This window comes from Actinacidiphila oryziradicis, from assembly GCF_005047355.1.
Lineage (GTDB): Bacteria > Actinomycetota > Actinomycetes > Streptomycetales > Streptomycetaceae > Actinacidiphila > Actinacidiphila oryziradicis.
The window spans coordinates 1-19,127 of sequence record NZ_SUMC01000054.1 but is presented as its reverse complement, the minus strand read 5'-3'; the positions used below and the strand labels follow the sequence as shown (position 1 = coordinate 19,127).

17 protein-coding genes and 9 pseudogenes are annotated in these 19,127 nt (G+C 70.5%); 14 read left to right on the top strand and 12 right to left on the bottom strand.

All coding sequences use genetic code 11. The features are described 5' to 3' along the window. Positions 1-4: 4 nt before the first annotated feature. Positions 5-784 (bottom strand): amino acid ABC transporter ATP-binding protein, encoded by a 780-nt coding sequence (locus tag FCI23_RS36425; RefSeq protein ID WP_136728459.1) that lies wholly within the window; start codon positions 782-784, stop codon positions 5-7. A gap of 252 nt (positions 785-1,036) precedes the next feature. Between FCI23_RS36425 and FCI23_RS36420 the strand changes: the two genes are divergently transcribed. Together FCI23_RS36420 and FCI23_RS36415 are read left to right on the top strand one after the other, a co-directional pair. Next, positions 1,037-1,759: a response regulator transcription factor gene (locus tag FCI23_RS36420; RefSeq protein WP_136728458.1), complete on the top strand. Its 723-nt coding sequence runs from the start codon at positions 1,037-1,039 to the stop codon at positions 1,757-1,759. A gap of 13 nt (positions 1,760-1,772) precedes the next feature. Further along, positions 1,773-3,161 carry a sensor histidine kinase gene (locus tag FCI23_RS36415; protein ID WP_136728457.1) on the top strand — a complete coding sequence of 463 codons (1,389 nt, stop codon included), beginning with the start codon at positions 1,773-1,775 and terminating at the stop codon, positions 3,159-3,161. 25 nt (positions 3,162-3,186) lie between these two features. Here the strand turns inward: FCI23_RS36415 and FCI23_RS36410 are convergent, their stop codons facing one another. Next, entirely contained in the window at positions 3,187-5,043 is a 1,857-nt protein-coding gene (locus FCI23_RS36410) for a bifunctional serine/threonine-protein kinase/glutamate ABC transporter substrate-binding protein (RefSeq protein ID WP_136728456.1), read from the bottom strand. 81 nt (positions 5,044-5,124) lie between these two features. Next, positions 5,125-6,108, bottom strand: a complete 984-nt coding sequence (locus FCI23_RS36405) for a TAXI family TRAP transporter solute-binding subunit (RefSeq protein ID WP_136728455.1) — start codon at positions 6,106-6,108, stop codon at positions 5,125-5,127. Between the two features lie 463 nt (positions 6,109-6,571). On the opposite strand from FCI23_RS36405, the gene FCI23_RS36400 reads away from it, so the two are divergent. Beyond that, positions 6,572-6,829 carry a hypothetical protein gene (locus FCI23_RS36400; protein WP_136728454.1) on the top strand — a complete coding sequence of 86 codons (258 nt, stop codon included), beginning with the start codon at positions 6,572-6,574 and terminating at the stop codon, positions 6,827-6,829. A gap of 53 nt (positions 6,830-6,882) precedes the next feature. On the opposite strand, the pseudogene FCI23_RS36395 reads toward FCI23_RS36400, so the two are convergent. The 5 genes and pseudogenes from FCI23_RS36395 to FCI23_RS64065 form a co-directional block, all read right to left on the bottom strand. Continuing rightward, positions 6,883-7,209, bottom strand: a pseudogene (locus tag FCI23_RS36395) (inorganic diphosphatase); the annotation flags it as partial. 133 nt (positions 7,210-7,342) lie between these two features. Beyond that, positions 7,343-7,711 (bottom strand): fluoride efflux transporter CrcB, encoded by a 369-nt coding sequence (crcB, locus tag FCI23_RS36390; protein ID WP_136728452.1) that lies wholly within the window; start codon positions 7,709-7,711, stop codon positions 7,343-7,345. Then, entirely contained in the window at positions 7,711-8,049 is a 339-nt protein-coding gene (locus FCI23_RS36385) for a DUF190 domain-containing protein (RefSeq protein WP_246144417.1), read from the bottom strand. Before FCI23_RS36385 ends, crcB (FCI23_RS36390) begins: the two co-directional genes overlap by 1 nt. A gap of 102 nt (positions 8,050-8,151) precedes the next feature. After that, positions 8,152-8,784, bottom strand: coding sequence for a fluoride efflux transporter CrcB (gene crcB / locus FCI23_RS36380; RefSeq protein WP_136728450.1), 633 nt, complete (start codon positions 8,782-8,784; stop codon positions 8,152-8,154). A gap of 388 nt (positions 8,785-9,172) precedes the next feature. Beyond that, the gene (locus tag FCI23_RS64065) at positions 9,173-9,610 is read right to left on the bottom strand and encodes a DUF190 domain-containing protein (protein ID WP_136728449.1); all 438 of its coding nucleotides are present in this window, start codon (positions 9,608-9,610) and stop codon (positions 9,173-9,175) included. Between the two features lie 134 nt (positions 9,611-9,744). On the opposite strand from FCI23_RS64065, the pseudogene FCI23_RS64060 reads away from it, so the two are divergent. Then, positions 9,745-9,822: pseudogene (locus FCI23_RS64060) on the top strand (YnfA family protein); the annotation flags it as partial. 294 nt (positions 9,823-10,116) lie between these two features. Next, complete coding sequence (nhaA, locus tag FCI23_RS36370; protein WP_211265600.1) at positions 10,117-11,322, top strand: Na+/H+ antiporter NhaA; 1,206 nt, start codon at positions 10,117-10,119, stop codon at positions 11,320-11,322. Between the two features lie 455 nt (positions 11,323-11,777). On the opposite strand, the pseudogene FCI23_RS36365 reads toward nhaA, so the two are convergent. Further along, a pseudogene (locus FCI23_RS36365) lies at positions 11,778-12,098 on the bottom strand (MarR family winged helix-turn-helix transcriptional regulator); the annotation flags it as partial. 314 nt (positions 12,099-12,412) lie between these two features. Between FCI23_RS36365 and FCI23_RS36360 the strand changes: the two are divergent. The 9 genes and pseudogenes from FCI23_RS36360 to FCI23_RS60570 all read left to right on the top strand — a co-directional run bounded on the left by FCI23_RS36360 (position 12,413) and on the right by FCI23_RS60570 (position 18,384). Continuing rightward, on the top strand, positions 12,413-13,051 hold the full coding sequence (locus FCI23_RS36360) for a hypothetical protein (RefSeq protein WP_136728446.1): 639 nt from the start codon (positions 12,413-12,415) through the stop codon (positions 13,049-13,051). Between the two features lie 23 nt (positions 13,052-13,074). Next, the gene (locus FCI23_RS36355; RefSeq protein WP_136728445.1) at positions 13,075-13,914 is read left to right on the top strand and encodes a sigma-54-dependent transcriptional regulator family protein; all 840 of its coding nucleotides are present in this window, start codon (positions 13,075-13,077) and stop codon (positions 13,912-13,914) included. A 23-nt stretch (positions 13,915-13,937) separates the two neighbouring features. Further along, entirely contained in the window at positions 13,938-14,528 is a 591-nt protein-coding gene (locus FCI23_RS36350) for a hypothetical protein (protein ID WP_211265597.1), read from the top strand. A gap of 102 nt (positions 14,529-14,630) precedes the next feature. Continuing rightward, positions 14,631-15,254: pseudogene (locus tag FCI23_RS36345) on the top strand (alcohol dehydrogenase catalytic domain-containing protein); the annotation flags it as partial. Positions 15,255-15,291: 37 nt separating this feature from the next. Further along, a pseudogene (locus tag FCI23_RS36340) lies at positions 15,292-15,888 on the top strand (NAD(P) transhydrogenase subunit alpha); the annotation flags it as partial. 112 nt (positions 15,889-16,000) lie between these two features. Then, on the top strand, positions 16,001-16,327 hold the full coding sequence (locus tag FCI23_RS36335) for an NAD(P)(+) transhydrogenase (Re/Si-specific) subunit beta (RefSeq protein ID WP_246144413.1): 327 nt from the start codon (positions 16,001-16,003) through the stop codon (positions 16,325-16,327). 98 nt (positions 16,328-16,425) lie between these two features. Next, positions 16,426-16,635 (top strand): annotated as a pseudogene (locus FCI23_RS36330) (alcohol dehydrogenase catalytic domain-containing protein); the annotation flags it as partial. Next, a pseudogene (locus FCI23_RS63250) lies at positions 16,565-17,821 on the top strand (pyridoxamine 5'-phosphate oxidase family protein); the annotation flags it as partial. The pseudogenes FCI23_RS36330 and FCI23_RS63250, both read left to right, overlap by 71 nt. 62 nt (positions 17,822-17,883) lie before the next feature. Then, on the top strand, positions 17,884-18,384 hold the full coding sequence (locus FCI23_RS60570) for an NAD(P)/FAD-dependent oxidoreductase (protein ID WP_246144411.1): 501 nt from the start codon (positions 17,884-17,886) through the stop codon (positions 18,382-18,384). A gap of 99 nt (positions 18,385-18,483) precedes the next feature. Here the strand turns inward: FCI23_RS60570 and FCI23_RS36315 are convergent. From FCI23_RS36315 to FCI23_RS36305, 3 genes and pseudogenes are all read right to left on the bottom strand, one after another. Next, positions 18,484-18,660, bottom strand: a pseudogene (locus FCI23_RS36315) (universal stress protein); the annotation flags it as partial. 15 nt (positions 18,661-18,675) lie between these two features. Beyond that, positions 18,676-18,822: pseudogene (locus FCI23_RS60565) on the bottom strand (PEP-utilizing enzyme); the annotation flags it as partial. A gap of 74 nt (positions 18,823-18,896) precedes the next feature. Next, positions 18,897-19,127: universal stress protein (locus tag FCI23_RS36305; protein ID WP_169317087.1), on the bottom strand; the 231-nt coding region annotated here is incomplete at its 5' end.

Below are 19,127 nucleotides of genomic sequence, written 5' to 3'. Positions count from 1 at the left end.
TGCGTCAGTGGTGAAGGATCTTCGACAGGAAGTCCTTCGCCCGGTCGCTCCGGGGATTGCTGAAGAACTGCTCAGGCGTCGCCTGCTCCACGATCCGCCCGTCCGCCATGAAGACGACCCGGTTGGCCGCGGACCGGGCGAAGCCCATTTCGTGCGTGACGACGACCATCGTCATGCCCTCCTGGGCGAGCTGCCGCATGACCTCCAGCACCTCATTGATCATCTCGGGGTCGAGTGCGGACGTGGGCTCGTCGAAGAGCATCACCTTCGGATTCATCGCCAGCGCACGCGCGATCGCCACACGCTGCTGCTGTCCGCCCGAGAGCTGCGCCGGGTACTTGTCGGCCTGACTGCCCACGCCCACCCGGTCGAGAAGGTCACGGGCCCGCTGCTCCGCAGCGTTCTTCTCGCTCTTACGCACCCTGATCTGGCCGAGCGTCACATTCTGGAGCACGGTTTTGTGGGCGAAGAGATTGAAGGACTGGAACACCATGCCCACGTCGGCCCGCAACCGGGCCAGTTCACGCCCCTCGGCCGGCAGCGGCTTGCCGTCGATGGCGATGCGACCCGAATCGATGGCCTCCAGCCGGTTGATCGCGCGGCACAGCGTGGACTTGCCCGACCCGGACGGGCCGATCACGACCACCACCTCGCCGCGGCCGATGGTGAGGTCGATGTCCTGGAGTACGTGCAGCGCACCGAAGTGCTTGTTCACGTTTTCCAGCACGACCAGGGGGTTGCCCGCCGGTGGTACGGCGTCCTCGGTCACCGGGACTGCGGTCATCGGCAAGTGCTCCATCCTCGTCGGTTGATCAGAGCCTATGAACAGGCCATGACCCAAGTCATCACATCTGAGGGGAACTTGAGCATCACGAATGAGTAACCGTCCGGATACCCTGTGTGTGCGGCGCTCTGTGACGCGTACCGGCTCCGTAACAGTCCGCCGCAGCGTCCGGAAGCTTCTTGACGTGCACGGTCGTGATCGGCCTGTATTCCAGGAGATGATGTGTCGCGGAGCGTGAAGGGGGGGAAGCCGATGCGGCTGCTACTGGTGGAGGACGACGAACGGGTCGGCGCCGCGCTCGCCGCCGTGCTCGGGAAGCACGGGTTCACCGTCACCCACGCCCGGAACGGCGAGCAGGCGCTGCGCGCCCTGCTGCCCGGCCAGGGCGCGGCCTACGGCTGCGTCCTGCTCGACCTCGGCCTGCCCGACCAGGACGGCTTCGAGGTGTGCAGCCGCATCCGGCGTCGCACCGCGACCCCCGTCATCATGGTCACCGCTCGCGCCGACGTACGGTCCCGCATCCACGGCCTCAACCTCGGTGCCGACGATTACGTGGTCAAGCCGTACGACATCGGGGAACTGCTCGCCAGGATCCATGCCGTCGCCCGCCGTAAGACCGCCGAGGACGCCGCAGCGCTGCCCGCCGCCCAGGATCCGGTGCTCCAGCAGCAACAGCCCGCCGCCATCCGCCTCGGGCCGGTCTCCGTGGAGCTGACCAGCCGGCGGGTGACCGTGGACGGTGAAGCCGTCGCGCTGACCCGCAAGGAGTTCGACCTCCTCGCGCTGCTGGCCCAGCGGCCCGGGGTGGTCTTCCGCCGTGAACAGATCATCAGTGAGGTGTGGCGCACCAGCTGGGAGGGGACCGGGCGCACCCTTGAGGTGCATGTGGCGTCCCTGCGCTCCAAGCTGCGTCTTCCCGCGCTGATCGAGACCGTACGCGGCGTCGGCTACCGCCTCGTCGTCCCTGCCGTCTGAAGGCCCCTGTACATTGCGCTCGCGTCTTCTTCCGCTGCTCATCATCCTCATGGCGGGTGTTCTGCTGGCCCTCGGCTTCCCGCTCGCCGCGAGCATCGCCGCCGCCCAGCAGCAGCGCGTCGTCGTCGACCGGATCGACGACACCACCCGCTTCGCGGCGCTCGCCCAGTACGTCTCCGCGGGCGCCGCTGCCGAGGACGAACGGCTGAGCACCCTGCGCGCGGAACTCCTCCGCTATCAGCAGCTGTACGGCATCCGGGCCGGCGTCTTCGACCGCAACAGGCACGCGACGGCCGCCGCCCCAGTGTCGTGGAAGCTCCCGACCCAGGGCGAGGCCTACACCGCCTACAGCGAAGCTCTCTACGGCCACCGCAGCCACGACCCCGAACAGGTCTGGCCCTGGCAGCGCCGCACGCTCGCCGTCGCCTCCCCGGTCGTCCGGGACGGCGATGTCGTCGGCGTCATCCTCACCGACTCGCCCACCGGCGCCCTCCGCTCCCGCATCCTGCGCGGCTGGCTGGTCATGGGGGCCGGCGAACTGGCCGCCATGGCAGTCGCCGTGGGGGCCGCCTTCCGGCTCGCCGGCTGGGTGCTGCGACCCGTCCGCGTCCTGGACCGGGTCACCCATGACATCGCCACGGGCCGGATGAAATCCCGCGTCGCGGCGGCCGGCGGCCCGCCCGAACTGCGCCGGCTCGCCGGCTCCTTCAACGAGATGGCCGACAACGTCGAGCAGGTCCTGGAGCAGCAGCGCGCCTTCGTCGCCGACGCCTCCCACCAGCTTCGCAACCCGCTCTCCGCACTGCTGCTCCGCATTGAACTACTCGGCCTGGAACTCCCGGACGGGAACGAGGAGATCGGTTCCGTGAAGGAGGAGGGCAAGCGTCTCGCCTCCGTCCTTGACGACCTGCTGGGGCTGGCGCTGGCCGAGCACACCGCGGCGGACCTGGCGCTGACCGATATCGCCGCGATCGCGCTGGAGCGCGTGGAGGCATGGCGGCCGGTGGCAGAGCGGAAAGGTGTGGACCTGTCCTACGAGGGAGTGGCCGCCGCCACTGGCTGGGCGGACGCCGTGGGGCTGTCCAGCGCCCTGGACGCGGTCGTCGACAACGCCCTCAAGTTCACCCCGGAGGGTGAGCGCGTGCGGGTTTCAACCGTTGGCAGCGGCAAAAGCGTCGAGGTCACGGTCGCCGACCACGGACCCGGTCTGACCGACGACGAGCTTGCCCGCATCGGCGACCGCTTCTGGCGCAGCACCCGCCATCAGAACATCGACGGCTCCGGCCTCGGGCTGTCCATCGCCCGGGTGCTGCTTGCCCAGGCCGGCGGCTCGATCTCGTACCACGCCAACCAGCCGCACGGCCTGCGGGTCGCCCTCGCAGTGCCGCGTACGGCCCCGTGACCGGCCGGACAAACCCTAGCCGGGCCTAGCCGCACTGCGTCTGCTCCGGCGGCCGCTGGTCGCCCAGCTCCTTGGGGGCCAGCCGCTTCAGGTACCGGTCGTAGGACTTCCGCCAGCGGCCGGAGGAGATTTCCTCCTTTATGACCTCGCACACCACCTGCTTGAGCTCGGGTTCGTCCTTGTGCAGCCCTACGCCGTACTCCTCCTCGCTGAAGGGGGCGCCGAGCAGTCGCAGAGCCTTCGGGTACTGGGCGCGGTAGCCGGCAAGGATGACGTCGTCCGTCGACACCGCGTCGACCACGCCGGTCAGCAGGTCGGAGACGCAAAGACCGTACGAGGCCCTGGAGTCGCGCAGTATCCCGGGGTACACGTCACGGAGCCGGGTCTCGGAGGTGGAGCCCTGGACCGTACAGACCTTGTGGCCGGTGAGGGACTGGACGCCGGTGTACTTCTTGTCGGCGGCGCGGACCAGGAAGTCCTGGCCGGCGGTGTAGTAGGGACCGGCGAAGTCCACGGATTTCTCGCGCTGCGCGGTGATGGAATAGCTGGCCACTATCAGATCGACCTGGCCGCTGCTGAGCCGGTATTCGCGGCTGGGGGTGTCGACGACCTCGAAGTGGACCTCCTTGAAACCCAGGCGCTTGGCGATGGCGCGGGCGAGGTCGATGTCGAAGCCCTTGAAGTCGTTGGTGCCCGGTCCGGTGCGCTCGCTGAGCCCTGGCTGGTCGCTCTTGACGCCGACGATCAGGAAGCCGCGCTGCCGGGCCGACACGATCGTGGCCGAATCCGAGAGCGAGGGCCTGCCGGGGTCACGAAGGCGGTCCAGGCCGAACCAGCCGGCGGTCAGCAGCACGGCCACCGCCGCTGCCCCGGCCAGGACGATGAGCCGGCGGGACCGGCGGGGCCGGCGGAACCGCAGCGGCCGGGCAGGGCGGGGCGGGGCGGCGGGGCTGGTCCTGGAGCCGGGCCCGGTAGGAGGAGGGGACGGGGTGGACTGGGTCTCCTCGTCCTCGGGATATCGGGCGAGCGGGTGGGGGGTCTCCTGAGCGACGTGCTGGAGCAGCTGTTCGGCGCGCTCGGAGGTGAGCCGGGCGGCGGGCTCCTTGACCAGCAGACCCTCGATCAGTGGGCGCAGCGGGCCGGCGTGGCCCATCGGGGGCACCTCGAGGGTGCGGACGGCCTCCAGGACCTCGTACGGGGTGGGTCCGCGGAAGGGCGCGCGGCCCTCGACGGTCTCGTAGAGGGTGACACCGAGCGACCAGAGGTCGGCCGCGGGAGTGGCGTCGCGCGTCGTCCGGTCGGAGGAGGGAGCCGTCAGCTCGGGAGCGAGGTACTGCGGGGTGCCGACGGTCTCGTGGAGCCGGGTGACCTGGGCGGCGCCCTCGAACGTGGCGATGCCGAAGTCCATCAGCACGGCGCGGCCGTCGCGCCGGAAGAGGATGTTGTGCGGCTTGACGTCCCGGTGCAGGACCCCGGCGGCGTGCACGGCCCGCAGCCCGCGCAGCACTTCCAGGCCGATCCGCGCTGCCTGCAGGGCTGGCAGCCGCCCCTGCTCGCGGAGCCGGTCAGCGAGGGAGTGCGGGTCGACCTGCTCCATGACGATCCAGACCTGGCCCTCGGCCTCGATGACGTCATGGACGGCAACGACATGCTCATGGCCGATCCTGGCGATCGCCTGCGCCTCACGGCGGGCCCGGGACACCCACTGGGCCTGCGTCTCGGGGTCCATCGCGCCCCGGAACAGCAGCTCCTTCACCGCCACCTGGCGGCCGAGCCGGTTGTCGTAGGCCTCCCAGACCACGCCCATGCCGCCGCGGCCGAGCTGCCGCTGCAATTCGTAGCGGCCGTCGATGAGGGTGTGCGGCATGCCCCCGGTCGTCATGTGTGTGCCCCCATCAAAAACGTGGTCGGGCAACAGATTAGGGGCGGTTTGCTCGAATGAACATCATTACCTTGAGCGGGCTCAAGGTTTCACCGACCGGTAGTAGCGCCGGGCACCCTCGTGCAGCTCCAGCGGATCGGTGAAAATCGCTGTCCTGAGGTCCACCAACTGGGCCGCGTGCACGACCATGCCGATCTGGTCCCGGCTGTCGATCACGGTGCGGGTGACCTGCTCCACCAGCCCGGCGTCCGCCTGGTCCGTGGTGATCAGGAGATTGGCGATCGCCACCGTCTTCACGGCCTGGCCCTTCTGCACCTTGGGATACGCGTCGGCGGGCATCACGGCCTGCCGGTAGTAGCTGGTATCCCTGCCCAGGTCGTGCAGCTTGTTGGCGAGGTCGCCGAGCTGCACCAACTTGATGTCCATGTCCTTCGCCAGATCGGCGATCGCTTTGGTGGGCAGACCGCCGGACCAGAAGAAAGCGTCCAACTTGCCGTTGCGCAGCATCTCGGGCGCCTTGTCTATGCCCACCGCCTCAGCTTTCAGGTCCTTTGTCCGGTCCAGGCCGGCGGCTGACAGCAGCCGCGTGGCCACCAAGTTGACCCCGGAGCCCTGCTGGCCGATGCCTACGCGCTTGCCGCGCAGGTCGGTGGCGGACTTCACCGGGGAGTTCGCCGGCACGACGAGCTGCATGTAGTCGTCGTAGAGCCGGGCGCAGGCGCGCAACCGCTGTGCTCCGGCGCCGTGGTAGGCCGCAACGGCGTCGGCGGCCGCGATCGCGAAGTCGGCCTTGCCGGTGGCGACCCGTTTGATGTTGTCCACGGATCCCTGGGAGGGGGCGAGAGCGACGCGCACCCCCGGCAGATCGGTGGCCAGGTAGCTCTTCAACAGCTTCCCATATGTCTCGTACACCCCGTCGCGGACGCCGGTGGAGAAGGAGATGGGCTGCCGCGGGTAGGAGGGGCCGCCGGACGGCAGCAGCCACCACAGCAACAGTGCCAGCGCAGAGGCTCCCGCGAGGGCGGCCTGCAAGGCGCGGTGCCTGCCGAGGCGGGGAAGATCCATGGACCTGGATCCTGCCAGGCGGGCCGGGCGGGGGAAAGGGAGAGTGACCCGGGCCGGGGACCACGTACTCTGGTTGATTGTTATGAACGCGCGTACTTACGAGGTCCGCACCTACGGGTTGTGACTTTCACAAACACAGATGCGCCCTGCCCCCGCTGTACAGCGGGGGCATCTGCTGTCCGGGCCCCACGAAGGTGCCTGTACGCCGTTCTGAGCCCCGATCTCGTCCGTGACCACCAGGAGTAGTCGGTGAGTACGATGACGGCGCGCGCAGTAGGGCAGCCGGCCTGCCTCGATCCACCCGATACAAGATCATGTATGGAGCCGCCAAGAAGACCTGGGCACTCCCGCCAACCACTACTGGGAATACGGCAGGACCCGCTGCTTGCCCGTCCTCCAGCCGCTATCTATAGCTGGGCGTCGCATCCACAAGCGTCTCGAGGCAGCGGCAGCGGCCCAGGTGTTGTGGAGCACACCCAGGCTCATCTGCGTCGCCGAGAGCTTCATGCACGGCTCGCCTGCGTATAGGTGGGCCCCGGTCGAGGTCGCCGCAGGACCGTTGATGGTGGTCGAGGCGGGGGCGGGGGAGGGGACCGCGACGGTCACCGTGTGCGCGACGGGTACGGGGGAGGGCGAGCTGCGCTCGACGTCGACCTTCGCAGGGGACCGGTTCGGTCCGCAGACCCGGCTGTGGCGGCTGCTGGTGTACGTCGATCCGTGACGGTCGGCGGACGACCGTGAGTGTCAACTGCCAGGCCCGGGAGGGCGGTCCGCACCGATGTCCTGGACGTTGGCGTGGCGCGGGTCGTGGGCGGGGACGCAGAGCACTTTCTCGTCCGGCCCGTTCTCGTCGCGCATGACGAACATGCCGATCGCCCGGCACAGGATGGTGCAGCCGGGGAAGGTCGGCTCACCGACAATGACCAGGGCGTCCAGCGGCTCGCCGTCGCGGTCCAGCGTGCCGTCGATGTAGCCGTAGTCGGCCGGATACTTGGTCGAGGTGAACAGCATCCGGTCCAGCCGGATCCGCCCCACCTCATGGTCCATCTCGTACTTGTTGCGGGACCCCTGCGGGATCTCCACGATGACGTCGAATTCCACTATGACCTCCTGACCGGTTGCCGGTCGCCTTCAAGTTCCCTCTCCCCCGCCCGGGTCAGGAAGCGGAACGCCGCAGCGGGCGTCCCTGGGCGGATGGCCCCCGAGTCCCGGTCGCCCGACGTCCCGGACCGGGTCACAGCCACGTCAGGAGGGCGTAGCCGGCGGCTGCGGCGGCGAGGCCGAGCAGGAGGCTGCCCAGGGCGTTGAGTCCGGCTTCGGCGAGGGAGCCGTCTTCGAGGAGGCGGACGGTCTCGAAGGTGAAGGTGCTGAAGGTGGTCAGTCCGCCGCACAGGCCGGTGCCGAGCAGGAGCATCACCGAAGGCGGCAGGCCGTGGGCTGCTGCGGCCCCTGCCAGCGCGCCGAGGATGAACGAGCCGACGATGTTGACGGTGAACGTGCCGAGGGGAAAGACGCTGTCATGGCGGGCCTGGACGGCCTTGTCGGTGAGATACCGCAGCGGGGCGCCGATCATGCCGCCCAGGAAGACCATGAGAACGGGCATCAGCGCATCTCCTCCTCGGCGGCAGGGTGAGGCACGCCGGTGAGGTGGGAGACCGCCTGGACCGGGTCCAGGGTGACCAGCGCCTGGGGGGCGATGTCGCGGACCTGCGGGAGGAAGGCACGCACGCGGTCCTCCTCATCGATGACCACGACGGTCAGGGGCAGGTCTTCGGCGAGGTCGAGCAGGCGGCTGGTGTGCACGAGCGAGGAGGCACCGAAGCCCTCGAAGCCGCGGAAGACGCTGGCGCCGGCGAGCCCGGCGCGGTGCGCGCGGTGGACGATCTCGGTGTAGGCCGGCTTGTGGTGGTACTGGTCCCACTCGCCGAGGTAGACGGTCATGCGCAGGACCGGGCCTTTGAGGGGCGCGCGGGGCGCGCGTGGGGGGAGGTCGTCGTCCCCGTGGTGGTGCCGGGGAAGGTGCGGGTTCATCGCGAACTTCCTTTACGGGGCGGATCGCCGGGGGCCGGGTGGCCGTGCCGGCGGGGGCGCGGAGGGTGTCTGGTCGCGGCGGCTGGGTCCGCGGCGCACCGGTCGCCCGGCGGCCCTGCGGGCCACCGCGATGCCTGCCCAGACCGCTACGAGTCCGGCGATGAGGCTGGTCAGGGCGTAGGCGTCGGCCATCGACCAGTGCGTGCCGGCGAGCAAGTGGCGCATCTCCACGGTGTAGGTGGAGAAGGTGGTGTAACCGCCGAGGATGCCGACGCCCAGGAACGGGCGCACGTAGCGGGAGGGCGGCCGCACCTCCAGGACGTAGACCATGAGCAGTCCCAGTGCGAAGCTTCCGGAGATGTTGGTGACGAACGTCGCCCAGGGAAACCCCAGGTCTGCAGTGGGCCAGGCGTGGGCGAGGCCGTAGCGGGCGATGCTGCCCAGTCCGCCACCCACGGCGATCACCGCCAGAACGTCCCATTGCCGGGGTCGTCCGGTGTCGGGGGCAGGCTCCTGGGGCGGCGCCTGCGGTTCGGCGCTGACGGCGATGTCAGGGTCGACCGGCAGCGTCTCAGCTGGGGGCAGGTCGTCGCGGAGCTGGTCCTCCGGGCGTTCTCGGCCCCAGGGGCCTTCTCCGCCGGACATGCGGCACTTCCCTTGTGCGGGCTGGGCTATGCAACCAACGGTGGCCCGCGCGGCGCGGCGGGCCGCCCTCGTGCCGGGCACCGGCCGCAACAGGTAGCCGCAAGGCCGCGCGGGCTCCGGATACCAGGGGCCGACTGCGGAGAGGGGCGGGATTGCCGGGGCATGATCTTCTCCTACCTGTTGAGACACCTGCACGACAGGTATCAGGTAGGGACTGTTGTCGACCCAGTCGTTGCGGTCGCGGTTTCGGCGAGCCCCACCGCCCTCTTGTACATCCCAGCCTACGACGCAAATCCCGCCAGTACACCGGCGCCGGCCCCGGAATCTGCAGGCGTCACGCCGGTGCGCGGCCAGCAGTCAAGGACCGCCGGACGTGGGCACCGGGCGGTCACCGCGGGAGCGACAAGCGGGGGCCGACTGGCGCGCGCCACGGCCGTCCCGCCCGTTCTGGGGGCTGGACAGTCGACTGCTCACCACTCTTGCGTATCGCGGCCGGCCCCGGCGCAGATACCGACGACCTCGACGGGTTGGAGGGTCGCCAGCAGGCCCCGTGCATACGGTCCAGGCGGGTCAAGAACGCCTGCAGGACGACCATGTCGTCGACGAGGACGATCTCGGCCGGCAGATGCTGAACCATCGGGAGCACACTCTCCCTGCGTACGGTGCCGGCATCGCCGAACCCCGCGATACCACAGCGCACGCTCGCCCCCCGCAGCTTAGATTGGCACGCACGGCCCACGATCTCCGCGACCAGCGGCCGATGCCGCCACTGCCGCGCTTCATCGAGGTAGATCGTCAGGCGGCCCCAGCCGGCCGGTGAGGTCATCGCTCCTCCTCCCTTCGACAGGGCGAGACACACCTGGGGCTCGCGGCGCGGGAGACGCCCCACTCCCAGGATGCACCGGGTATGTTCACGGTGCTACGTGTATTGATCATGATCGTGGATTTATCGCCTGGGGCATGGTCGCCGACGGCTACCGCCCCGACCGCTTCGACATCATCGGTGCCGCGATCTGCCTTTCTGGGGTGGCCGTGATCATGTACGCCCCCGCGGCAACTGACCCGTCACTGACGGCTGCCTGTTGGCGGCTGTTAAAGCCACGGTTCGGGTGCGGCGAGCCCCACCGCCGCGCGGCCCAGCCGGGCCACGCTCACCATTCTACCGAGGCGTCCGGCCATCCTCCCCGCGGCCTCCGGAGCTCCCGAGGCCGTCCCAGCCTGGGCGATCGCCCAGCTAGGCGCATCGATAGGCTTCCGAAAAAGTGTGCACGGCAGCACTGTGACCGATGGAAGAGAGCTTGTGGTGAGATGCGTGTCCGGCCAGGATCGACCGTGAGGCGGTTTCTGGCATCGGACCCCGCACCAGGAGTAGCTCTGGTCGCCGCGACCGTCGCGGCGCTGGTGTGGATCAACAGCCCGGCCGCCGACGCGTACACGACGCTGTGGGACACGGCCGTGGGCCCCGCGTCGGCGGGGATGCACCTGGATCTGCGGCACTGGGTCAACGACGCCCTGATGACCGTGTTCTTCTTCGTCATCGGTCTGGAGCTCAAACAGGAACTGGTCGACGGGGAACTGGCCCACCCCCGGGCTGCGGCACTGCCGGTGCTGGCCGCGGTCGGCGGCGCGCTGGTGCCCGCCGTCGTGTTCCTCATGGTCACCTTCGGCACACCCGCCGCGCGCGGCTGGGGGGTGCCGATGGCCACCGACCCGGCGTTCGCGGTCGGCGTGCTGGCGCTGGTGGCCCGCCGGGTGCCGCCCGGCGTGCGGCTGCTGCTGCTGGCCATCGCCACCGTCGATGACGTCCTGGCGGTGCTGGTGATCGCCGCCGGCTACAGCGGCGCCCTGTCCTGGCCCTGGCTGGCCGCGGCCGTGGGCGGCTGCCTGCTGGTGGTGGTGCTGCGACGGCTCGGGGTGAGTGCGATCTGGCCGTACCTGCCGGTCGGCGCGGCCGTCTGGTACGCCACGCTGCAGTCCGGGGCGCACGCCACCCTCGCCGGGGTCGCCCTCGCCCTGCTCACCCCGGCCGGATCCACCGGCGGCCGGGATGTCCTCGCGGTCCTGCTGCGAAGGCTGGCGCCGGTCAGCGCGTTCCTCGCGGTGCCTGTCTTTGCGCTGGCCAATGCCGGGGTCCCCCTGTCCGCCGATTCCGCTACGGCCGCGTTCGCCGATCGGGTCACCTGGGCGATCCTGGCCGGACTGCTGTTCGGCAAGTTCGCGGGCATCACAGGCACCATCACCCTGGTCACGCGGACCGGCCTCGGCCACCTCCCATCAGGAGTGACCAGCCGGCATGTGGCCGGGCTCGGCCTGCTGGGCGCCCTCGGCTTCACCGTGGCGCTGTTCGTTACCGAACTCGCCTACACAGAAGCGGGCCTGACCGACCATGCCAAGATCGGCATCCTGGCCGCTTCCGTCATCGCTGCCGCGGCCGCAGCCCTCGTCCTGACCCGTACGCCTCAAGAGCCGACCGCCTCACCGGCCGCCACCGGCGACGACACCCCTGGCACAGGCCGCACCCGCACCGAGGCCGCGTGACTCCCGGCAGGGCCGACGAAGCCACGGGGCCTTTGAGAGACTCGGGCGGTGACCGCTATGGACGAGACGATGTGACACCGAACTGATCGGGGAGGGGTCCGGGCAGGGCCCCGGGGAGTCGCGTTCGCCCGCTTTGATCATGGGATGTCGTCCAGGGCAATTCGGTGAGGGCTGCGGGCATCCTGGCTCCGACTAAGTGACGGCGGGAAGAACTGTGTGCAGTTGTTGTTGGCCCTGCCCTATGCGCGAGCACTGGCTGTCGCATCGCGCACACCCTGAGTACCGGCGCGGGATTCCGACAGCAACGGACGTCTGAGTCGTCGATCGGCTGATCGTCCACGGATTTGGCCGGCTGCGGCCCGGCCGATCACCGCAACTCGACGGTCTCGCACTTGCTCCCGTTGTCGCTGGTCATCGCGACGCATCTGCCATGGGCGGGAGTTGCATCCAACGATTTACAGTGCCGACCTGTTGGTCGCCCAGGCCTCGGTGCAGCTTGCGCTTGCCTCACCGTTCGCCGCCTGCTGGAGCAGGTTGTACAGGGCATCGCGCTGTGTCTCGTCGAGTGCGGCAAGTACTTCGTTCTCGGCCGCGGCGAGCGCGCGCTCGGCCTTACCGAGCAATTCGAGGCCGTTCGCGGTGAGCTCCACGACGTGGCGGCGGCGGTCCTGGGGGGAGCGTCGCCGCTCGATCAGCTGCTCGGCCTCCAGTTCGTTGAGCAGTCCGACGACGTTGGTCCCGTCCATCATCAGCGTGGAGGCCAGCGCCTGCTGGCCATGGGCACCCCTCGCGGAGCGGCCCCGTGGCTACGCCCGCCGACGACTCGGGGTTTCGTGGTCTCACCCGTGGCCGGCATCCGGCGTTGTGATCGTCGCGGGCCTGGTCACCGTGATGGCCGGGCTGCGGCCCGCGTCGATGGACCGGACGGGGCTGACGGCACCGTTTCCGGTCGGCGGGCGGTCGCGCGAACGCGGGCGGCGCGGCTGCGAGCGCAGGAGGGTACAAGGCGGCCCCCTCGCGAGGGCCGTTCGGCCCCGGGCGCCGGGGCTGCTGCGAGCCCACGATGTGGGTGAGGCCACCGGGAGGTTCCATGACCACATCAGCTATAGCCGCCGTGCCGCTGCTGCTGGACAGCATGCTGCCGGTGTTCCGCTTCACGCGATTGGAGAGCGTCGCCGTCGCCGCCGATCCGGGGGCGGTGTACGGGGCGGCGCGCGAACTCGATCTGCTCAGCGTCCATTCGCCGCTGTTCGACGCGCTCATGTGGGCCCGCGGTTTGGCGGACCGGGCGCGACACCGTATGCCACTGCCACCGCCGACGATGCGAGTGGCCGACCTCTTCGACTCCGCGGCCAAGGACGAGCAGCCGTGGGTCGGGCTCGGCGAGGACCCCGGACGGGAACTGGCCGTCGGCGCCATCGGTAAGGTCTGGAAGCCAACGATCGAGTGGCTGTCCGTCACGCCCGGGGACTTCCCGGCCTTCGCCGAACCGGGCTGGGCCAAGATCGCGGCCGCCTTCGTGGTCCACCCGTACGGGGAGCACCGGAGCCTGCTGACCTACGAGGCCCGCACTGCGTGCACCGATGCGGAGACCACGGAGCGCTTCGCCCGCTACTGGGCCCTGACCTCAGCCGGCGCCGGTCTGGTGCTGCGCGAGACCCTGCGAACGGTCAGGACGGCTGCCGAGAGCCGGGCTCGGTCGGCCTTTCCGTGCGGCGGTGCCGGGTGAGCGCACAGGTGCTCCGGGGCTGCGTGTCCGTGGCGTCGGAGGATGACGAGCGGCGGTTGCGCGGGGCGCACGAGCGGTTCGTGATGTCGTCGCAGGGGACGCCGTCGGAGGTACGGCGGCTGGTGGCCGATTCGTGGCGGCGCTCCGCCACGACCGGGGTGAGCCCGGACGGCAGTCGACTGCCGCCGGTCCGGATGGCCCGCGAAGAGTTGGCGGAGTACCGGTGCGGCCATCCGCTGGCGGCCCTGCTGCCGCTGCTGCGAGAGCTGCTGGGGGACGGCGCGACAGACGACAGACACATCTTCGCGGTCGGCGACGCCGACGGGACGCTGCTGTGGGTCGAGGGGGACACCGCGGCGCTGGACCGAGCCGAACGGATGCGCTTTGTTGAGGGCGCGGTGTGGACGGAGGCGCAGGCCGGGACGAACGCCCCCGGTACCGCGCTCGCCGTCGGCCACCCCGTGCAGATCCTCGGCGCCGAGCACTACAGCACGGTTGTGCAGCCCTGGTCGTGCGCCGGTACGCGATCTGATCAGCGGCCTCTGGCGCTGGCTGCGGTGCGGGCGGCGGCGCGGGCGGCCGAGGCGGAGTTCGCCCGGCGGTCCGAGGCGGCCGACGGGCAGGCGCTGCGCGTTTACCTGGACCGCCTACTGGACCCGGGGACGTCGGCTGCTCTGCTGGCCGCGGACGGCCGGGTGCTGCACGCGACACCCGATTATGCCGCCGAGGACCTGCTCGGCCTCGGTCTGGCGCCGGGTCCTGGGATGCTGTGGGACGGCCGGCCGGTCACTGTCGAACGCCTCGGTCCGGGCGGGCATTGCTGGTGCGGACGCGAGGCGGACAGGAGGATCCCGTACGGCTGACCGCACTGAGCCGGAACAGTGCGGTGCTGGAGGCGCACGGTCAGGTGTACCGGCTGAGCCCCCGGCACAGCGAGATCGTCGTGGCGCTGGCACTGGCGGCCTGCGGGACGACCGGTGACCGGCTGGCCGTGGACCTGTCCGAGCAGGAGCTGCACCCCTCCACCGTACGGGTGGAGATGACCCGGCTGCGGGCGGTGCTCGCGGCCCTGCTCGGCTCGCGGCCGTACGCGCTGCTGCGGCCGGTGCGGTCGGACTTCGGCACCGTACGTGACCTGCTCGCCGAGGGCAGGGTGGCCGAGGCGCTGGCGCTTTACACCGGTCCGCTGCTGCCCTGCTCGCAGGCTCCGGCGGTGGTGGAGCACCGGCGGGCCCTGGAACAGCAGCTGCGCGGAGCTGTGTTGGCGAGCGGCGACCCGGTGCTGCTGCGTCATTGGGTGGACGCGGCGTGGGGGGCCGAGGACGTCCCCGCGTGGCAGGCCCTGGCCGACCGGCTGCCGGGCGGCTCACCGCAGCGGGCCGCGGCGGCGGCCCGCGCGCGGGCGCTGGACGCCGAGCTGTCGGCGACGTCGCAGGCCACCCCGGTCGCAGCGGTGTTGCAGCGTCACCGTTTCTAGCGTTCCGGATACCACCACGAATTCCGTGGACGAGTGGACCAGAAGTGGATCAGAGAAGGGGACGATCGTGAAGTACGCACCTCCCGGAACGGCGGGCAGTCCTGCGTCGAGGTGCCGGACGGCGTGTCATCGCTGGACGCGGCGCCGCTGACCTGCGCGGGGGTGACCACGTACAAGGCGATCAAGGTCGCCCGAGTGGTGCCGGCCGAGCGGGTCGCCGTCTTCGGTATCGGGGGGCTCGGCCACCTGGCGGTGCAGTACGCGCGTCTGGTGGGCGCCTTCGTCACCGCTGTCGACGTCGAGCCGGACAAGCTGGGCCTGGCCCATCAGCTGGGCGCGGACCACATAGTCAACGCCCGCACCCACGACCCGGTCGCCGAGATCCAGGCGCTGGGCGGCGCGGACGTGGCCGTGGTGCTGGCCGCCTCACCGGAGGTGTTCGAGCAGGCGTACACGTCACTGCGGCGCGGCGGCCGGCTGGTCTGCGTTGCCCTGCCCGGCGACGACGCCGCGATCAAGGTGCCGATCTTCGAGACGGTACTGGGCGGGATCTCGGTCATCGGCTCCATCGTCGGCACCCGCCAGGACCTGGCCGAGGTGTTCGCCCTGCACGCCGCCGGCCGCACCCGGGTGATCGCCGAAACGCGCCGCCTGGACCAGGTCAACGACTGCATCGACGAGGTGCTGGGCGGCCAAGCCGAGGCCCGGCTCGTGTTCGAGTTCTGACACTCACGCGCTCACGGAAAGCGGAAGGCAGCCGATCATGGGAACCATCACCGTAGGGGTCATACGGGAGCGAGCACCCGGCGAACGCCGCGTCGCCCTCGTCCCCGAAGCCGTAACCCGCCTGCGTCCGGCCGGAGTCGACGTACTCGTCGAGGCCGGAGCAGGGGCCGGGGCCTGGTTCACCGACGCCGACTACACAGCGGCGGGCGCGGCCGTCGTCCCGGCCGAGGAACTGTTCCGGCGCGCCGACGTCGTCCTGTGCGTGGAACCGCCCGACGAGGAGACCTCGGGCATGCTGCGCTCCGGGCAGACGCTGATCGGCCTGCTCGCGCCGCTGGGACACCCCGGTCCCGTACGGGACTGGGCCGCCCGGGGCGTCACGGCGGTGAGCCTGGATCTGCTGCCCCGCACGCTCAGCCGCGCCCAGTCCATGGACGCGCTGACCTCGCAGGCCAACGTCGCCGAGTACAAGGCGGTGCTGCTCGCAGCCTACTCGTACGACCGGTACTTCCCGATGCTGACCACCGCCGCGGGCACCTCCAAGCCCGCCGCGGTCCTGGTCCTGGGCGCCGGGGTGGCCGGGCTGCAGGCCATCGCCACCGCACGCCGCCTGGGCGCGGTGGTCACCGGGTACGACGTGCGCCCGCAGTCCAAGGGCGAGGTCGAGTCGCTCGGCGCCCGCTTCCTGGACCTGCCCGCGGTGGAGTCGGGTGCTGGTGCGGGCGGCTATGCGAGAGAGTTGACCGGTGAGGAGCAGCGGGCGCAGCTACCCGCAGCTCAAGGAGATGGAGGACGTCAACCCGGAGTTCCCGCAGGCCGACGTCGCGCTGGTGATCGGCGCCAACGACGTCACCAACCCGGCCGCCCGCCGTCCCGGCAACGCGATCTCGGGCATGCCGATCCTCGACGTCGACCGGGCCAAGAGCATCGTGGTGATCAAGCGCTCCATGGGCCACGGCTACGCCGGCATCGACAACGAGCTCTACACCGATCCCAAGACCGGCATGTTCTTCGCGGACGCGAAGAAGGGACTGACCGACCTGAAGACCACCGTACGGACGTTCGTCGCTTAGCGCGGTTGTCCGCCACCGCCGGTCAGTGCGCCGACAGGGCTGATGGTCCCGCTTCGGGGCTCGTCGGCCCTAACGGCGCGACCGGGCGCATCCCTAGCGTGGCATTCGTCTTCCACGGTCCCGGGCAGTCCGCCTGGGAGGACGTCCGCGACCCCGGCATCGAGGATGCCGCGGATGCGGTCGTCCGCGTCGACACCACCACGATCTGCGGCACCGACCTGCACATCCTCAAGGGCGATGTGCCGGAAGTCGCTCCCGGCACCGTCCTCGGCCACGAGGCCGTCGGCGAGGTTGTCAAGGTCGGCAGCGGTGCGGGCTGCCTACCACTCCGAGCTGCTGGAGCTGGATCCCGAGGAGTGCGGGGCCCGGCTGTCCACCCGCGGCGTGGGACGCGTCGCGGTGTCCACGCCCGAGGGCCCGGCCATCGTCCCGGTCAACTACGCGGTCGTGGACGGGGCGGTCGTCTTCCGGACGGTGCCCGGTGCAACGCCGGCCCTGGCCGCCGGCACCGAGGCGGCCTTCGAGGTGGACCACATCGACGAAGCGCTGAGCCAGGGCTGGAGCGTGCTCGTCGTCGGCCGCGCGGAGCACGTCACCGACCCCGCCGCCGTCCAGCACCTCGCTGACGAGGCCCGCACCGGGCCATGGGCGGGCGGCGACCGCGAGCTGTGGTGCGTATCGCCCCGGAACGGGTCACCGGACGGCGGATCCAGGTCCGCTGATCCCGTACTGCCTATGGAAAATGGCCCGAACGGCCGGGAGAGCAGGGACCGTTGGCCCCTGCGACCCGGTCGGCGCCCGGCGGACAGTGGGGGCATGGACAGGCGAATCGTGATTCTGGGAAGTGGTACCGGTGGCACGCTGACGGCCAATCGGCTGCGGCGTCAGTATGACGAGAGCGAATTCCGGATCATCGTGGTCGACAAGGACGACGACCACGTCTACCAGCCCGGGCTGCTCTTCGTCCCCTTCGGCCTCGCCGACCCGGACGACATCGTCCGTCCCCGCCATCTCCAGCTCCGTGACGGGATCGGCTTCCGCCGCGCGGAGGTCACCGCGGTCGACCTCGACGCGCAGGAGGTGCACCTGGCTGACGGGACCGCCCTCGACTACGAGGTGCTGGTGGTGGCCTCCGGCGCGGCGCTGCTGCCGGAGGAGACCGAGGGCCTGACCGGCCCGGGATGGGGCGAGAAGGTCTTCACCTTCTACGACCTGCCTGGCGCCACCGCCCTGCGCCGGGCGCTGCGACGCTTCCAAGGCGGCCGCCTGGTGGTCAATGTCGCCGACATGCCCGTCACATGCCCGGTCGCGCCCCTGGAGTTCTGTTTCCTCGCCGACTGGTACTTCCGCCGACGCGGCATCCGGGACCGGGTCGAACTGGTTTACGTCACTCCGCTGGACGGCGCCTTCACCCAGCCCGCCGCCTCCCGGGCCCTGAGCCGCCTACTGAACGAGAAGGGCATCAAACTGGTGACCGAGTTCAGCACTGGCACCGTCGACGGCAAGGGCGGCAGGCTCGTCGCGTACGACGGCCGCGAGGTGCCCTTCGACCTGCCGTGGTCGTCCCGCTGCACGGCGGCGCCCCGTACATCGGCCGCTCCCCAGGCCTGGGCGACGACCTCGGCTTCGTCCCCGTCGACCAGCACACCCTCCAGTCCAGAGCCCGGCCCAATGTGTTCGCCATCGGCGACGCCACCGCATTGCCCGCGTCCAAGGCCGGATCGGTCGCCCACTTCGAGGGTGAGGTGCTGGTCAACAACATCCGCCGGTACCTCGCGGATGCCCCGCTGGACGCCTCCTTCGACGGGCACACCAGCTGCTTCATCGAGACCGGCTTCGGCAAAGCACTGCTCATCGACTTCAACTACGACACCGAGCCGCTCCACGGCCGCTACCCCGGACCCGTGGGCCTGCCGCTGCTCAGGGAGTCCCGCCTCAATCACTTCGGCAAGCGGGCGTTCCAGTGGCTGTACTGGAACAGCCTGCTCTCCGGCCGGGATCTGCCCGGCATCGGCTCGGCCATGCCGTGGCGCGGGAAGACGCGCCAGTCCGTCTGACCGATCCCCGTCCGGCAAAATCAACGACGAAAGGCTCTCCCGCGCGCTGGGTGGCACGGCCGCCGACCGCGGGGCGGAGCGCGCCGGCTCCGGCCCTGGTCATGCCGGTTGCGGCACTATGGCCACGGGGCAGGGCGCGTGGTGCAGCAGGGCGTGGTTCACCCGGCCGAGCTGGAGGCCGAACCTGCCGTTCGTCCGCCGGGCGCCCAGGACCAGCAGGTCCGCGGTGCTCGCCGTGTCCAGGAGCGCCTTCCGCGCCGGAGCCTCGATGACATCACGGTGCACACGGAGGGTGGTGCAGTGCCGGGCCGGCACGTCGACGGTGAGCTCCACGGCGCCGCAAACGCACACCTTGCCCATGCCCCGGGCGACGACGGCCGAATGGCTGGTCTTGCCGCCCCGGCTGGTGAGGACGGCCTGGGCGGCGACCATGCCGGGCGGTTCCCCGGCGACTGCTCCTTTCATGGTGGGGGTCTCCTTAACGGGGTGCCGGTACGGGTTCGGTGCGGGTTTCAGTCGTGCGGGACGACGGCGACGGGGGCTGCGGCATGGTGCAGTACCGCATGGGTGACGGGTCCGATGTGCATGCCGACCGGTGCCCGACGGTTGCGGCGACCGACGACTACCAGCGAGGCATCGGACGCGGCCTCCACCAGGTGTTGGGCGGCCACGCCGATCACGGCCTGCTCGGTCACCTCGACGCTGGGGAACTTCCCGCGCCAGGGACGCAGCGCCTCGGCCAG

What these genes read in the sequence shown, in the direction of transcription:
- crcB (WP_136728450.1), bottom strand. Translation starts at nt 8,784, where the DNA reads ATGTCCGGCGGAGAAGGCCCCTGGGGCCGAGAACGCCCGGAGGACCAG.
- FCI23_RS36425 (WP_136728459.1), bottom strand. Translation starts at nt 784, where the DNA reads ATGACCGCAGTCCCGGTGACCGAGGACGCCGTACCACCGGCGGGCAAC.
- FCI23_RS36360 (WP_136728446.1), top strand. Translation starts at nt 12,413, where the DNA reads ATGACCACATCAGCTATAGCCGCCGTGCCGCTGCTGCTGGACAGCATG.
- FCI23_RS36410 (WP_136728456.1), bottom strand. Translation starts at nt 5,043, where the DNA reads ATGACGACCGGGGGCATGCCGCACACCCTCATCGACGGCCGCTACGAA.
- FCI23_RS36420 (WP_136728458.1), top strand. Translation starts at nt 1,037, where the DNA reads ATGCGGCTGCTACTGGTGGAGGACGACGAACGGGTCGGCGCCGCGCTC.
- FCI23_RS36385 (WP_246144417.1), bottom strand. Translation starts at nt 8,049, where the DNA reads ATGACCGTCTACCTCGGCGAGTGGGACCAGTACCACCACAAGCCGGCC.
- FCI23_RS36405 (WP_136728455.1), bottom strand. Translation starts at nt 6,108, where the DNA reads ATGGATCTTCCCCGCCTCGGCAGGCACCGCGCCTTGCAGGCCGCCCTC.
- FCI23_RS64065 (WP_136728449.1), bottom strand. Translation starts at nt 9,610, where the DNA reads ATGACCTCACCGGCCGGCTGGGGCCGCCTGACGATCTACCTCGATGAA.
- crcB (WP_136728452.1), bottom strand. Translation starts at nt 7,711, where the DNA reads ATGCCCGTTCTCATGGTCTTCCTGGGCGGCATGATCGGCGCCCCGCTG.